We start from the raw sequence: 14,906 nt of genomic DNA on the forward strand, positions 1-14,906 counted from the left end.
CCTCCCGGGCGGCAGGTGATGGACGGTCGTCGGACAGATGTTCGGACCTCACGCTACCCACCGGAGCCCGCCCGGCCCCGGCGCGACACGCACCCACCCGCACCGGGCGTCCCGTCGTGCCGGACCGGGCGTCCCGTCGTGTCAGTCCTCGTCGAGCTCGGCCAGCACCTCGTCCGAGATGTCGGCGTTGGAGTAGACGTTCTGCACGTCGTCGCAGTCCTCGAGCGCGTCCACGACGCGGATCACCTTGCGCGCCCCGTCGGCGTCCAGCGGCACCTGCATGCTCGGCACGAAGGTCACCTCGGCGGAGTCGTAGTCGACACCGGCGCCCTGCAGGGCGGTGCGGACCGCGACCACGTCACCGGCCTCGGAGAGGATCTCGAAGGAGTCGCCCAGGTCCTCGACCGCGTCGGCCCCGGACTCCAGCACCGTCTCCAGCAGCGAGTCCTCGGTGGCCTGGCCACCCTCCTGCTCCTTGGGGACGACCACCTGCCCCTTGCGCTCGAAGAGGTAGGCCACCGACCCGCTGTCCGCCATCGACCCGCCGTTGCGGCTGAGCGCGGTGCGGACCTCCATCACGGCCCGGTTCTTGTTGTCGGTCAGGCACTCGATGTAGAGGGCGACCCCGCCCGGGGCATACCCCTCGTAGACCAGCGCCTCGTAGCTGGCGCCGCCGGCCTCGGCACCCGAGCCGCGCTTGACCGCACGGTCGATGTTGTCGTTGGGCACCGAGCTCTTCTTCGCCTTCTGGACCGCGTCGAAGAGCGTCGGGTTCCCGGCCATGTCCCCGCCCCCCGTGCGGGCCGCGACCTCGATGTTCTTGATCAGCTTCGCGAACAGCTTCGCGCGCTTGGCGTCGATCGCCGCCTTCTTGTGCTTCGTCGTCGCCCACTTGGAGTGACCGCTCATCGATGTCCTACCTTCGTCGTCTCGGTGGCGCCGCGGCGCCGCACGTCACGGGTGTCCGGCCCTCGCGGCACCGCACAGGCCCTGCGGGGCCGGGTCGCCGGCCAGGTCGGCCCAGGCTACCGCGCCCCTCCCCCGGGCCCCGAACCTCTTTTACCCCACCTTGACCAATAGCCACATACGATATGCCTGTCGAGCCGTCCCCTCGACCCATTCTTCTTCTGGAGCCCATCGTGCGACGCCGCTTTCTTGCTGCCATTCTTCTTGCCGTTCTCGGGGTGACCTCCGGGCTTCCGGTCGCAGCCCAGCCGTTGTCCCCCGAGGCCGACGAGGCGCAGGTCCCCTTCACCCAGACCACCGAGGCCGCCCCGCCCGCCCAGAGCCTGGAGGAGCTGGGCGAGGAGGTCGTGGTGACCGACGCCACCGGCCTCCCCGCGCCGCAGCCGGGAGCGGAGGCATACCCGGTCCCGGCGGACGGGATCTACCGGGTCACCGGCGGCGGGTTCGGGCACCGGATCGGGATGTCCCAGTGGGGAGCGCACGGCGCCGGGCTGCAGGGCCGCACGCACGAGCAGATCCTCGCCTTCTACTACCCTGGAACGCGCGTCGAGACCCGTCCGAACCGCACCCTGCGGGTCGGCATCACCATCGACAACGACGGCACCACCCAGGTCTCGCACCGCACCGGGCTGCGGGTGGGAGCGGCCCCGGGCGGCACGACCTACGCGCTCCCGGAGGGCCGCAGCCAGTGGCGCGTCCGGGCCACCGGGTCCGCGGCCACCTCCTGCGTCCTGGAGGGCTACAACGGCAGCAGCTGGTCGGCCCACTGGCCCTCGGGACTCTCCCGCCGGTGCCCGATCACCTTCAGCTCACCCGGCGAGGGCACCGTCGACCTGCGGCTGCCCGGCGGCAGCCAGCGGGTCTACCGGGGTGCGGTGACCGCCACCCATACCGGCAGCGCGACGCTGACCACCGTCAACCACCTGCCGATGCAGCAGTACCTGCGCTCGGTGGTGGCCGCCGAGATGGGCCCCAGCTTCCACCCCGAGGCGCTCGGTGCGCAGGCCGTCGCGGCCCGCACCTACGCCGAGCGCAGCCAGAGCGCCTCGTCCTACGACATCTGCGACACCACCTGGTGCCAGGCCTACCGCGGTCGCGGCCAGCGCAACACCGACGGCACCATCACCAGCTACGAGTACGGCCCGAACACCAGCGCGGTGGACGCCACCGCCGGCAAGGTGCTGACCTTCGGCTTCCCGAACGGCCGCCGGCTGGCGACCACGATGTACTCGGCCTCCACCGGTGGGCAGACCATCGCCTCCGGCAACGGGCACGACTACCTCCGCGCCCAGGTCGACCCCTACGACAGCACCGCCGCCAACCCGCGTCACCGGTGGAACGCCCAGCTGCCGGTCAGCGCGCTGCAGCAGCGGTACGGCATCCACCGGGTCGAGCGGGTCCAGGTGCTCACCCGGGACGGGGTCGGCAGCTGGGGCGGCCGGGTGCTCACCGCCCGGGTGGAGGGCTTCACCAGCGACGGTCGCTACACCTACGCGCACGCCACCGGCAACGGCCTGATGCAGTCGCGCTACTGGCCCACCTGGAGCACCGGGCTGTCCTCGGACTACTTCACCTTCGGCACACCCGCGGAGGACCCGGCACCGGACGGTCCGGTCCGGCTGGCCGGCACCGACCGCTACGGCACCGCCGCCCGGGTCGCCACCCAGTGGCCCAGCGGCCTGGAGGTCGTCTACGTCGTCTCCGGGATGACCTACCCGGACGCCCTCGCCGCCTCCGCCCGCGCGGGCACCTACGACGCCCCGGTGGTCCTCGTCCGCCCGGACGGGATCCCCGGCGCCACCGCGCAGGCACTCAGCACGCTACGGCCGAACCGCCTGGTGATCGTCGGCGGTGACGACGCGGTCCAGGCCGACGTGCGCACCGCCCTGCGCGGGTATGCCCGCAGCGGCGTCGTCGACCGGGTCGCCGGGACGGACCGTTACGGCACCGCGGCCGCGCTGTCCGGCTACTACCCCGCCGGGGTCGCCCGGGTGGTGCTGACCAGCGGTCAGGACTTCCCGGACGCTCTCTCGGGCGCGGCGGTCGCCAACGGCCAGGGGGTGCCGCTGCTGCTGACCCGCCAGGGCGAGCTGCCCGGCGCCACCGTGGAGGCCCTGCGACGGCTCCGCCCGCGGGAGGTGGTGGTGATCGGTGGCACCGAGGCGGTCTCCGCCGCGGCCGAGCGCCAGGCCGCGGGCCTCGCCACCCAGGGGAGCCGCCGGCTCTCGGGGACCTCCCGCTACGACACCGCCCAGGAGGTGGCCGCGACCTTCCCGCGCGACACCGACCCCGCGGTGGTGGCCCTGGGCTCGGACTTCCCGGACGCGCTGGCCGGGGCCGCCCTGGCCGGGCGCAGCGACGCACCGATCGTGCTGACGCCCGGTGACCGGGTGCACGGCGGCACCGGTCAGGCGCTACGGCACCTGAGGCCCTCGCAGATGTATGTCGTCGGTGGCACCGGGGCGATCCCGGACACCGTCCTGCGGACCCTGGGCGACTACCTGCGGTAGGCGGCCGCCTGCTCGACGAACAGCGCGTGCAGGCGGTGGTCGCCGGTGACCTCCGGGTGGAAGCTGGTGGCCAGCAGGGTGCCCTGCCGGACGGCCACCGGGTGCCCCTCGACCCGGGCCAGCACCTCCACCGACTCCCCCAGCCGCTCCACCCAGGGCGCCCGGATGAAGACGGCGGGGAAGGGCCGGTCGGGATCGGCCAGCCCGGTCACCGCCAGGTCGACCTCGAAGCTGTCCACCTGCCGGCCGAAGGCGTTGCGCCGCACCGTCATGTCGATCCCGCCGAAGCTCTGCTGCTCCGGGTGCCCGTCCAGGATCTCGTCGGCGAGCTGGATCATCCCGGCGCACGACCCGTACACCGGCAGCCCGGAGGCGATCAGTGCGCGGATGGGCTCGTGCAGCCCGAAGATCCGGCACAACCGGTCGATGGTGGTGGACTCCCCGCCCGGGATGACGAGCCCGTCCAGGTCCTCCAGCTCGCCGGGGCGACGCACCGGCCGACCGTCGGCACCCGAGCCCGCCAACGCGGCCAGGTGCTCCCGCACGTCGCCCTGGACCGCCAGGACCCCGATCTGCGTGCTGCTCACCACGTCTCCTTCCTGCCTACGATGTGCCCGTGACCGAGCACCTGCTGCGTCCCCGCCGGGACGAGGACCTTCCTGCGCTGACGCGGGTGCTGGCCGCCCAGCAGCCGCACTCCGGCTATCCCTACGTGTGGCCCCGGCCGGCCCCGGTGGCGGAGTTCGTGGTCCGCTCCGGGGAGCTGCGGGCATGGACCGCCGAGCTCGACGGCCGCCCGGTCGGCCACCTGTCGCTGACCCGGGTGGACGCCGCCGACCCGGCCGGTCCGCTGTGGGCCGCGGTCGCCGACCGACCGGTGGCCGACCTCGTCTGCGTCAGTGCCCTCTTCGTCGACCACGAGCTGTGGTCCCGCGGCATCGGGACCGACCTGCTGCGCGAGGCGCAGACCTGGGCCCGTGACCACGGCCGGGTGTGCTGCCTCGACGTGGTCCCCGAGCACGCCCGCGCGCTGCAGGTGTACCGACGGGCGGGGTGGCGCGAGGCCGGCACCCTGCAGCCCGGCTGGCTGGACCCTCAGGACGGCCCCCAGCTGCTGCTGGTCGAGCCCGCCACCGCCTGAGCGGTGGCGTCCGGTCACCAGCCGCGCTCGGCCAGCCGGTGCGGCACCGGGATGTCGTCGACGTTGATGCCGACCATGGCCTCGCCCAGGCCGCGGGAGACCTCGGCGATGGTGCCCGGGTCGTCGTGGAAGGTGGTGGCCTTGACGATCGCCGCGGCACGCTGGGCCGGGTTGCCGGCCTTGAAGATGCCGGAGCCGACGAAGACGCCCTCGGCGCCGAGCTGCATCATCATGGCCGCGTCGGCCGGGGTGGCGATGCCGCCCGCGGTGAAGAGGACGACCGGGAGCTTCCCGGCCTCGGCGACCTCCTTGACGAGGTCGTAGGGGGCCTGCAGCTCCTTGGCCGCGACGTACAGCTCGTCCGGGGCCATCGAGCTGAGCTTGCTGATCTCGCCGCGGATGGAGCGCATGTGGGTGGTGGCGTTGGAGACGTCCCCGGTGCCGGCCTCCCCCTTGGAACGGATCATCGCCGCGCCCTCGGTGATCCGGCGCAGCGCCTCCCCCAGGTTGGTCGCGCCGCAGACGAAGGGCACCGTGAAGGCCCACTTGTCGATGTGGTTGGTGTAGTCGGCCGGGGTCAGCACCTCGGACTCGTCGACGTAGTCGACCCCGAGGCTCTGCAGCACCTGCGCCTCGACGAAGTGGCCGATCCGGGCCTTGGCCATCACCGGGATGGAGACCGCGTCGATGATGCTCTGGATCATGTCCGGGTCGCTCATCCGCGACACCCCGCCCTGGGCGCGGATGTCCGCCGGCACCCGCTCCAGCGCCATCACCGCCACCGCACCGGCGTCCTCGGCGATCTTCGCCTGCTCGGCGGTGACGACGTCCATGATCACGCCCCCCTTGAGCATGTCCGCCATGCCGCGCTTGACGCGGGTGGTTCCGGTGTTCTGGGTGTGGGGCTGCGACATGCCGGGCTTCCTCGGTGGTGCGTAGGGCTGGGGTGTGGCTGATGCTACGCGCTGCCCCGGCGCCCTCACGCATCCGCTCGCGCGGTGCTGGTCAGGCGTCCGGCCAGGCCGCCACCAGCTGGTGACGGACGTCGTCGAGCAGCTGCGGGAGCGCCTTCGTCCGGCCGACGATGGGCAGGAAGTTCGCGTCCCCCATCCACCGCGGCACGATGTGCTGGTGCAGGTGCGCGGCCACCCCGGCGCCGGCCACGTCCCCCTGGTTCATGCCCAGGTTGAACCCGGCCGGGTTGCTGGCCGCACCCAGGGCCCGCAGCGCCGTCCGGGTCAGCGCGGTGAACTCGGTGACCTCCTCGTCGGTGAGGTCGAGGTACAGCGGCACGTGCCGGTACGGGCAGACCAGCAGGTGCCCCGGGTTGTACGGGAACAGGTTGAGCACGACGTAGCAGTGCTCGCCGCGGGCCACGACCAGGCTCTCCTCCTCCGGCTCCCCGGGGGCCGCGCAGAACGGGCACCCGTCACCGGCGTCCTTGCTGGGCCGTTCCCCACGGACGTAGGCCATCCGGTGCGGCGTCCACAGCCTCTCGAAACCGTCGGGTGCTCCCGCGAAGCTCTCCGCACCGGGCAGGTCGCCGGACTCCTCAGTCATGGCCGCCAGTCTAGGTGCGCGGCTAGGCTGGGGTCCCGCCCCGAGGAGCGAGACACCGATGACGGACCCGCCACGGATCATCTTCCTGCTGGGCAAGCCCCCACGGCCGTCCTCGGTCTTCCCCGGGGTGCTCGCGCAGCTCGACGACCTGGGGGTGGCGCACCGGGTGCTGCTGCCGCACGAGGAGGACGTGGCTGCCCGGCTCTCCGGTCCCGGGGGTGGGGTCGGACCGGGCGACCTGCTGGTGCACCGCGGCCTGGACCGTCGGGCGCTCGACCTGGTCCGGACGCTGCTGGACTCCGGCGCCGACTGCGTGAACCATCCGGAGGCCCTGCGCACCGTCGCCCACCACGAGACCCTGGTGGCCCGGCTGACCGGTGCCGGCCTGGCGGTGCCGGCCTCCGTCCCGGCGCTCAGCTGGCAGGCGGTGCTCCAGGCCGCCGCCGTGGCCCCCGCAGCGGTGGTGGTGAAGCGGACGGTCCGGGGCCGTGGCCGGGGCGCAGAGGTGGTGAGCGGGACCGCGCACGCGTTGCCGGGCACGGCGCCCTTCGAGGGGCCCTTCACGGTGGAGGCGTTCATCCCCAACGACGGCCTGGACCGCAAGCTGTACGTCATCGGCGACCAGGTCAGCGGACTGCTGAAGCCGTCCCCGCTACGGGGCGGGCACGTCACCGGCGGTGAAACCTTCGAGCCGGACCTGGACACGACGCGGCTCGCGCTGCGGGTGGCCGACGTCTGCGGTCTGCCGCTGTGCGGGGTGGACCTTCTTCCGGGCGCCGACGGACCGGTGGTGATCGACGTCAACCCCTTCCCCGGGTACCGCGGCGTCCCCGACGTCGAGGCGACCATCGCGCGGTACCTCGCCGGCCGGGTGCAGCGGGTGTCCTCCGGCGCGGAGGTGGAACAGCCGCGGATGTCCCGCCGTTACGACCACATGGACGACTCCCAGGCACGACACGACCTCAGCGACGCGGCGATCGGCGACCCGGCGGCATACCTGCCGGAGAAGTCGACGTGGGTGGCCGACCAGCTGCGCGCGATCGACGCGGCCGGTGACACCCGGGCCGCCACCATCCAGGACCGCCCGATCATGGTCATCACCATGCGGGGCGCGCGCAGCGGGATGCTGCGCCGAGTACCGCTGATGCGGGTGGAGCACGAGGGTGCGTATGCCGCGGTGGCCAGCAAGGGTGGCGCCCCGGAGCACCCCGCGTGGTTCCACAACCTGGTCAAGCACGCCGACGTGCTGGTCCACGACGGCACCAGCCAGCACGCGCTGCGGGCCCGGCTGCTGGAGGACGGCCCGGAGCGGGACGCCTGGTGGGAGCGGTGCGTCGCCGCCTTCCCCAGCTACGCCGAGTACCAGGAGAACACCGAGCGGCAGATCCCGGTGTTCCTGCTGGAGCCGCTCACCACGGCCTGAGCACGCCGCCCGGGCCGGTCGGCGACACGCTCAGGCGCGTGTCGGCAGGCTGACCCGTCGCGCAGTGCGCACGTCGGCCCGTGCTGCGTCGAGGACCAGCCCGGGCACCACCACGTCGTCGGCGACATCGATCCGGGCGGCGCCGGTGCCGCGGGCCCAGTCGACGACGGCGCGCACCAGCGCGAGGCAGACCGCGTCGGCGAGCTGCTCCGGCTCGGCGGTGGCCGACAGGTGGATCAGCCGGGGGTGCTCGTCGCTGCCCGGCAGGGCGGCGACCCGCGCGATCGCCATCCCGACGTGCTGCTCCTCGTGCTCGGCCACCCAGGCCGGCAGGCTCTCGCCGTGCTCGGACCATCGTTCCGCGACCCGCTGGACGTGGCCGGGGGTGCCCGGCGCGGGCCCCGCCCCCGCCTGTCGCCGGCCCTGCAGGTGCAGGGCACCCAGCAGGTATGCCTCCGCCCCGGTGAGCGGGCGCACCCGCACCCCGGCGGCGAGATCGCCGAGAGAGGGCATACCCGCTCCGTCCGGTCCTAGACCTGGACCCGGTCGCGGATGGCGGCCACGATCCGCTCGACCGCCTGGTCGACGGGCACCGCGTTCTCCTGCGAGCCGTCGCGGAACCGGAAGGACACGGCGCCCGCGTCCCGGTCCTCGCCACCGGCGATGAGGATGAACGGCGCCTTCGACCTGCTCGCGTTGCGGATCTTCTTGGGGAAGCGGTCGTCGGAGGTGTCGACCTCCACCCGGACCCCCTGAGCGCGCAGCCGTGCGGCCACCTCGCCGAGGTAGTCGTCGAAGTCCTCCGCGACCGGCACCCCCAGCACCTGGACCGGGGCGAGCCAGGGCGGGAACTGCCCGGCGTAGTGCTCGACGAGGACGCCGATGAAGCGTTCGATGGAGCCGAACTTGGCGGAGTGGATCATCACCGGCTGCTGCCGGGTCCCGTCCGCCGCCTGGTACTCCAGCCCGAAGCGCTCCGGCTGGTTGAAGTCGTACTGGACGGTGGACATCTGCCAGGTGCGGCCGATGGCGTCCCGAGCCTGCACGGAGATCTTCGGTCCGTAGAACGCGGCGCCGCCGGGGTCGGCGACCAGCTCCAGACCGGACTCGGTCGCGACCTGCTCCAGCACCGCGGTCGCCTCGGCCCACTGCTCGTCGGAGCCGATGAACTTGTCCTTCTTCGCCCCGGTCTCGTCCCGGGTGGACAGCTCCAGGTAGAAGTCGTCCAGGCCGAAGTCGCGCAGCAGGCTAAGCACGAAGTCCAGCAGGTGCTTGATCTCGCCGGGCGCCTGCTCCTTGGTGACGTAGGAGTGCGAGTCGTCCATCTCCAGCCCACGGACCCGGGTCAGCCCGTGCACCACACCGGACTTCTCGTAGCGGTAGACGTGGCCGAACTCGAAGAGGCGCAGCGGCAGGTCCCGGTAGGAGCGCTGCTGGGAGGAGTAGATGAGGTTGTGCATGGGGCAGTTCATCGCCTTGAGGAAGTAGCGCTGCCCGTCCTCCTCCATCGCCGGGAACATGGTGTCCTCGTAGTACGGCAGGTGCCCGGAGGTGTGGAAGAGCGCCTCCTTGGACACGTGCGGGGTGCCCACGTACTGGAAGCCCTCGTCGATGTGCCGCTGCCGGGCGTAGTCCTCCATGACCCGCTTGAGCACGCCACCCTTGGGGTGGAAGAGCGGCAGCCCCGCCCCCAGCACCTCGGGGAAGGAGTAGAGGTCCATCTCGGCGCCGAGCCGGCGGTGGTCCCGCTTCTCGGCCTCGGCGAGCCGGTCCAGGTATGCCTTCAGCTCGGCCTTGTCCGGCCAGGCGGTGCCGTAGACCCGCTGCAGCTGCGGGTTCTTCTCGCTGCCGCGCCAGTACGCAGCAGCGCTGCGCATGAGCTTGAAGGCGTTGCCGATGATCTTGGTGCTCGGCAGGTGCGGGCCGCGGCACAGGTCGCCCCAGACCACCTCGCCGCTGCGGTCGACGTTGTCGTAGATGGTCAGCTGGGAGCCTCCCACCTCGACGGCGGCACCGTCGGCGGCGTCCCCCGCCGCCCCACCCTTGAGGCCGATGAGCTCCAGCTTGTAGGGCTCGCCGGCCAGCTCGGCCCGGGCTGCGTCGTCGTCCACCTCGCGCCGGGCGAAGGTCTGGCCGGTGTTGATGATCTTCTGCATCGCCTTCTCCAGGCGCTTCAGGTCATCGGGGGTGAACGGCTCGGCGACGTCGAAGTCGTAGTAGAACCCGTCCCGGATGGGCGGTCCGATCCCCAGCTTCGCGTCCGGGAAGGTCTCCTGCACCGCCTGGGCCAACACGTGCGCGCAGGAGTGCCGCAGCACGTCGAGCCCGTCGGGCTCACTGACCAGGACCGGCTCGACGACGTCACCGTCGGCCAGCGGATGGGTCAGGTCGCGCAGCTCGCCACCGACCCGGCCGACGACCACGGCGCGGTCGTCGGCAAAGAGGTCGCCGGCCGTGGTGCCCTGATCGACCGCTCGCTCGCTGCCTGCGACACTGACGGTGATCTGGCTGGTCACGGTGGGTCTCCTCGAGAACTGGGCGTGTCACGCGGGCCCGCGTGGCATCAGGTGAACCCTACCCGCCGGTCCTCCCCGGGTGGCACCGGTTTCCGGCGGCGTCGTCGTGGCTGCGAACTCGAGGAGCAGGCGTCTGTAATGCTTTTTGCGCATCATGGCGTTGCGGTGCCAGGCTGACCGAATGACGACGACCACCACCTGGACCTGGCTCGGGGACCACCTCGCCCTGGACCTGGCCAACACCGTGCAGGAGTCCGGCGGGGCGATGGTGGACCTGCTGCCGGACGCGGAGAGCTTCGCGTCGTGGCGGGAGGCGGCGCCGCACCCCCTCCCCTGGTGTCCGGCCCCCGGCGAGCAGGACCTGGCCGCCGTCCGGTCGCTGCGCGACGACGTGCTCGCGCTGCTGCACGCCGCCCTCCAGGGTGCCGATCTCCCGGAGGATGCGGTCTCCCGGGTGAACGGCACCGTGCGCGAGTCGTCCACCACCCGACATCTGGAGAGCGTCGGCCTGGCCGTCGCGGTCCCGGCCGGCGGAAGCCCGTTCACCCGGCTGCGTGGGGTGCTGGCCGCCGCCGCGGTCGACCTGCTGGCTCGGGACGACCTCACCAACCTGGCGTTGTGCCGCGCCCCCGGGTGCGGGCAGTTCTTCCACCGCTCCCGCCCCAACCAACGCTGGTGCAGCGCCGGGTGCGGCAACCGAGCCAGGGTCGACCGGCACCGGCACCGCAGGGCCACCACGGTGCTGGACGGCTCATGAGCGACCTCCTCGAGGCCATCCGGTGGTGGCCGTTCCTGCTGGTGATGACGCTGGCGTACCTGGTGCCCGGGCCCGACCTGGTCATCATCCTGCGGTCCGCCGGCCGGAGCTGGAGGCACGGTCTGCTGGCCGCGGTCGGGGCACAGACAGGCCTCGGCGTGCACATGCTCCTCGCTGCCACCGGGCTGTCGGTGGTGCTGGCGCGGAGTCCCGAGTCGCTGACCCTCATCCGCCTCGCCGGCGGGTTCTACCTGGCCTACCTCGGCGGACGGCTCGTGCGCTCCCGCGGGCAGACCGACGCCGAGGGGCGGCACGGGGGCCCGTTCCTCGCCGGTCTGCTCACCAACCTGTTCAACCCCAAGGCATTGCTCTTCTTCGTCAGCGTGCTGCCCCAGTTCATCTCGCCCGACCACGGGGTCGCGGGCCAGGTACTGCTGCTGGGGGTGGTAGACATCCTCTTCGGGTTCCTGCCGTGGGCGGTGGTCGTCGTCATCGGCGCCCGGCTGGCGGACGCCCTGCGGGTTCCCCACGTCCGGCGGCTGTGGGACCGGGCCACGGGGTCGATCCTGCTCGCGCTGGGTGCCTGGCTGGCGCTGCCGGCGCTCGCGGACCTCTCGTCGGCCCGGGTGCGCGGCACCCTGACCTCCCCCCACCTAGGCTGACCGGTATGGGTGTGGTGCAGGACCGCGAACCGCCGGACGGGATCAGCAAGCACTTCACGGTGGCCGTCTTCGTGGTGCACGAGGACCGGGTGCTGCTGCACCCCCATCCCAAGGTGGGTCTCTGGCTGCCGCCCGGCGGCCACATCGAGCCGCACGAGCTGCCCGACGACGCGGCATACCGGGAGACCCTCGAGGAGACCGGCCTGGACGTCCGCCTGGTCGGCGACCGCGGGATCACCCACGACTCCCCCGGGTCCCCACGGCAGCTGCTGCGCCCCGAGGGGGTCCAGGTCGAGGACATCTCCGACGACCCGCCGCACCAGCACATCGACCTCATCTACTTCGCGGTGCCCGGTCCCGGCTGGGAGCCCGACACCGACGGTCGGCCCGCCGTGGACACCCGCGAGGGCATGGTCTGGCTCGACCTCGCGGGGATGGCGGACCGACCGGTCACCGCCGAGGTGCTCGCCTGGGTCGGACGTGCGCTGCGTGAGGTGCCCCGCCGTGCGGCCGAGCACCGCTCAGCCCTCGGCTGAGCGGTGCTCCCGGAACGCCTCTCGGGTGAGCCTCCGGTGGGCGCTGACCACCAGGTCCAGCTGGCGCTCCGCACGCTCCTCCAGGCCCCGGAACTCCTCGGCGTCGAGACCGAGCGCCTCGGCGTGCACGGTCAGCGAACGCCACAGACCCGTCTTGCCGCTGATCCCCGCCTGGACCAGCTCCAGCTCCAGCAGCGGGGTCAACGGGGAGCGCCGCCGCAGCCGGCCGTTGAGCTTGAGACGACCGACCAGCTCACCGGTCCGGGCCAGCAGCAGCTTCGGCCCGTGCCGGTGCAGGCCCAGCGTGGCGATCACCCCGAGCAGCCGGTCCCGGTCCTCGCTCACCTCCTGCCACAACCGGGTGACCTCGGCCGCCACCGGCAGGCCGTCCTCGCCGTAGCTGTCGCGCATCATCGCGAGGCGCTGCTCCGCGGCGGTGGCACCGGTCAGGTGGTCCTCCAGGTAGATCTGCAGCAGGGACCGCTCGGGCAGGTCGTCCACCTGCCTTCCGGGCGCCGCCACCTCAGTCCGCGGCCGTCGCGAAGCGGTGCCAGGCCCGGTGCTCGGCGAGCAACTCCAGCACCGTCGCGGCCACGGCGCTCCCGCTGTCGCCGGTGACGACACCGGGGGCCTCGGCCGGGACACCGAGGGCGCGTAGCGTCGGTCCGCCCTCGCCCACCGCGGCCACGGTCTTGCAGTGCCGCCAGGCCTCACCGACCATCTTGGCGATACGGGGGTCGACCGCGAGCCGGTCGCCGGCTCCGGCCTTGGCGTCCAGGGACGGCAGGGCGTCCGGTCCGGGTGCGGCGGCGCAGACCAGCACCACCGCATCCACCTCGGTGGAGTTGGCGGTGGCGTAGGTGCGCTGCACCACGGTGCCGTCCGCGACGGTGCCCCCCGAGGGTGCGTGCACCAGCGGCACGACGCCGGCGGCGGACAGGGTCGTCCGCACCTCTTCGACGATCGAGGCGTCCGCGGTCTCGTCCACCACCAGCGCCACCTGACGTCCGGCCACCGGCCAGCTGCCGCCCACCTGGGACAGGGCAGGGCTGGGTTCGTCCCGGGCGACCTCCAGGCTGGGCTCGGGAGGGACGAGGCCGAGCCCCTTGGCCACGGCGGCGCACAGCTCGGTGTCGATGTTGGCCAGCGCCCGCAGCTGTCGCTCCCGGATCTCGGTGCTCCAGCACCGGCCGAGCTCGAAGGTGTAGGCGCCGATCACGTGGTCCTGCTCCACCGGTGTCAGCGAGTGGAAGAACAGCGCGGCCTGGCTGAAGTGGTCCTCGAAGTCGGCCGGCACCTCGCGCACCTTGCGGGAGGCCGGCACCGGGACGGGGATGTCGACGAAGGCGGCGTCCCCGGCCCCGGCGTGGAAGGGACAGCCGCCGTCCAGCGTGTTCGGCCGGTAGGGCGCGACGCCCTGGTGCACCGCGCTCTGGTGCTGTCCGTCGCGCAGCATGTCGTTCACCGGTGCATGCGGCCGGTTGATGGGCAGCTGGTTGTAGTTCGGTCCGCCCAGCCGGGTGAGCTGGGTGTCGATGTAGGAGAACAGACGCACCTGCAACAACGGGTCGTTCGTCACGTCGACGCCGGGGACCAGGTTGCCGACGTGGAACGCCACCTGCTCGGTCTCGGCGAAGTAGTTCGACGGGTTGGCCGTCAGCATGAGGGTGCCGATGACCTGGACGGGTGCCAGCTCCTCGGGGACGAACTTGGTCGGGTCGAGCAGGTCGATGCCCTCGAACATCTCGTCCTCGGTGTCCGGGAAGACCTGCACGCCCAGGTCCCACTGCGGGTGGGCGCCGGCCTCGATGGCGTCGGCGAGGTCGCGGCGGTGGAAGTCCGGGTCCAGTCCGGCCGCCAGCTGGGCCTCCTCCCACACCAGGGAGTGCACACCCTGGCGTGGCTTCCAGTGGAACTTCACCAGGGCGGTCTGCTCGGCAGCGTTCACCAGGCGGAAGGTGTGCACCCCGAAGCCCTCCATCGTGCGGTACGACCGCGGGATGCCCCGGTCGGACATGTTCCACATGGTGTGCGCCTGCGCCTCGGTGTGCAGCGAGACGAAGTCCCAGAAGGTGTCGTGCGCACTCTGTGCCTGCGGGATCTCCCGGTCCGGGTGCGGCTTGGCCGCGTGGATCACGTCCGGGAACTTGATGCCGTCCTGGATGAAGAACACCGGGATGTTGTTGCCGACCAGGTCGAAGGTGCCCTCCCCGGTGTAGAACTTCACCGCGAAGCCCCGGGTGTCGCGGACGGTGTCCGCGGACCCGCGGGAGCCGAGCACGGTGGAGAACCGGGTGAAGACGGGGGTCTCGACGCCCTTGCGCAGGAAGCCGGCCCGGCATACCCCTTCGCCGGCGCCGTTGGCCACGAAGACGCCATGCGCCCCGGCACCGCGTGCGTGCACCACCCGCTCCGGGATCCGCTCGTGGTCGAAGTGGGTGATCTTCTCCCGCAGGTGGTGGTCCTGCAGCAGGACCGGTCCCCGACGTCCGGCCTTGAGCGAGTGGTCGGTGTCCTGGAGCCGGGCGCCGGTCGAGGTGGTCAGGAACTCCCCCTGCTGGGCCACCGCCGCTGGAGGCAGGTCGGTCGGGGCTCCGGTCGGGGTGACGCGCGCGGGTCCGGCCTGGTCCGGCTTGGGCGACGGCATCGGCTGCGGGGTGGTCGGCTCCTCCCGCTCCGGCGGACGGCTGGCGGGTGCTCCGGGGATCTGGGGGGACGTGCGCTTCGGCATGAGAGCCTCTCTGGCGGTGACCTGCGGTGCACGTGGTGTGCACCCGTTCGACGCTAGGTCCGCGCACCGTGGACCGCGAGCCGGATGGCCACGCCGGCTCCCCG

14 protein-coding genes are annotated in these 14,906 nt (G+C 72.5%); 6 read left to right on the plus strand and 8 right to left on the minus strand.

Annotation, left to right across the window (positions count from 1 at the left end):
* Positions 1–141 precede the first annotated feature (141 nt).
* Entirely contained in the window at positions 142–909 is a 768-nt protein-coding gene (locus ACI3EY_RS06665; protein WP_405037129.1) for a YebC/PmpR family DNA-binding transcriptional regulator, read from the minus strand.
* Positions 910–1,184: 275 nt separating this feature from the next.
* Here ACI3EY_RS06665 and ACI3EY_RS06670 point away from each other — a divergent pair, with 275 nt between their 5' ends.
* On the plus strand, positions 1,185–3,476 hold the full coding sequence (locus ACI3EY_RS06670; protein WP_405039855.1) for a cell wall-binding repeat-containing protein: 2,292 nt from the start codon (positions 1,185–1,187) through the stop codon (positions 3,474–3,476).
* Here the strand turns inward: ACI3EY_RS06670 and pdxT are convergent.
* Positions 3,464–4,063, minus strand: coding sequence for a pyridoxal 5'-phosphate synthase glutaminase subunit PdxT (pdxT, locus tag ACI3EY_RS06675; RefSeq protein ID WP_405037127.1), 600 nt, complete (start codon positions 4,061–4,063; stop codon positions 3,464–3,466). The genes ACI3EY_RS06670 and pdxT overlap by 13 nt on opposite strands.
* Before the next feature lie 29 nt (positions 4,064–4,092).
* Between pdxT and ACI3EY_RS06680 the strand changes: the two genes are divergently transcribed.
* Complete coding sequence (locus ACI3EY_RS06680; RefSeq protein WP_405037126.1) at positions 4,093–4,617, plus strand: GNAT family N-acetyltransferase; 525 nt, start codon at positions 4,093–4,095, stop codon at positions 4,615–4,617.
* A 14-nt stretch (positions 4,618–4,631) separates the two neighbouring features.
* Here ACI3EY_RS06680 and pdxS read toward each other — a convergent pair whose 3' ends face one another.
* The gene (pdxS, locus tag ACI3EY_RS06685) at positions 4,632–5,531 is read right to left on the minus strand and encodes a pyridoxal 5'-phosphate synthase lyase subunit PdxS (protein WP_405037125.1); all 900 of its coding nucleotides are present in this window, start codon (positions 5,529–5,531) and stop codon (positions 4,632–4,634) included.
* Positions 5,532–5,622: 91 nt separating this feature from the next.
* Positions 5,623–6,177, minus strand: a complete 555-nt coding sequence (locus ACI3EY_RS06690) for an HIT family protein (RefSeq protein ID WP_405037124.1) — start codon at positions 6,175–6,177, stop codon at positions 5,623–5,625.
* A gap of 58 nt (positions 6,178–6,235) precedes the next feature.
* On the opposite strand from ACI3EY_RS06690, the gene ACI3EY_RS06695 reads away from it, so the two are divergent.
* Complete coding sequence (locus tag ACI3EY_RS06695; RefSeq protein WP_405039856.1) at positions 6,236–7,600, plus strand: nitroreductase/quinone reductase family protein; 1,365 nt, start codon at positions 6,236–6,238, stop codon at positions 7,598–7,600.
* Positions 7,601–7,630: 30 nt separating this feature from the next.
* Here the strand turns inward: ACI3EY_RS06695 and ACI3EY_RS06700 are convergent, their stop codons facing one another.
* Both ACI3EY_RS06700 and thrS read right to left on the minus strand, forming a co-directional pair.
* Positions 7,631–8,113 carry a hypothetical protein gene (locus tag ACI3EY_RS06700; RefSeq protein WP_405039857.1) on the minus strand — a complete coding sequence of 161 codons (483 nt, stop codon included), beginning with the start codon at positions 8,111–8,113 and terminating at the stop codon, positions 7,631–7,633.
* Between the two features lie 17 nt (positions 8,114–8,130).
* Positions 8,131–10,116 carry a threonine--tRNA ligase gene (thrS, locus tag ACI3EY_RS06705; RefSeq protein WP_405039858.1) on the minus strand — a complete coding sequence of 662 codons (1,986 nt, stop codon included), beginning with the start codon at positions 10,114–10,116 and terminating at the stop codon, positions 8,131–8,133.
* Between the two features lie 181 nt (positions 10,117–10,297).
* Between thrS and ACI3EY_RS06710 the strand changes: the two genes are divergently transcribed.
* Genes ACI3EY_RS06710 through ACI3EY_RS06720 form a run of 3 tightly spaced genes read left to right on the plus strand, consistent with a single transcriptional unit; the run spans position 10,298 to position 12,071 of the window.
* Positions 10,298–10,873, plus strand: a complete 576-nt coding sequence (locus ACI3EY_RS06710; protein WP_405039859.1) for a CGNR zinc finger domain-containing protein — start codon at positions 10,298–10,300, stop codon at positions 10,871–10,873.
* On the plus strand, positions 10,870–11,535 hold the full coding sequence (locus ACI3EY_RS06715) for a LysE family translocator (RefSeq protein ID WP_405039860.1): 666 nt from the start codon (positions 10,870–10,872) through the stop codon (positions 11,533–11,535). The genes ACI3EY_RS06710 and ACI3EY_RS06715 overlap by 4 nt, the downstream gene beginning before the upstream one ends.
* A gap of 5 nt (positions 11,536–11,540) precedes the next feature.
* Entirely contained in the window at positions 11,541–12,071 is a 531-nt protein-coding gene (locus ACI3EY_RS06720; protein ID WP_405037118.1) for an NUDIX hydrolase, read from the plus strand.
* Here the strand turns inward: ACI3EY_RS06720 and ACI3EY_RS06725 are convergent.
* Entirely contained in the window at positions 12,057–12,572 is a 516-nt protein-coding gene (locus ACI3EY_RS06725; protein WP_405037117.1) for a hypothetical protein, read from the minus strand. The two genes, ACI3EY_RS06720 and ACI3EY_RS06725, sit on opposite strands and share 15 nt — an antisense overlap.
* Positions 12,573–12,594: 22 nt before the next feature.
* Entirely contained in the window at positions 12,595–14,802 is a 2,208-nt protein-coding gene (locus ACI3EY_RS06730; RefSeq protein ID WP_405039861.1) for a catalase, read from the minus strand.
* Between the last annotated feature and the right edge of the window lie 104 nt (positions 14,803–14,906).

The sequence above is a fragment of the Serinicoccus shuyuelongi genome (genome assembly GCF_045032955.1).
Lineage (GTDB): Bacteria > Actinomycetota > Actinomycetes > Actinomycetales > Dermatophilaceae > Ornithinicoccus.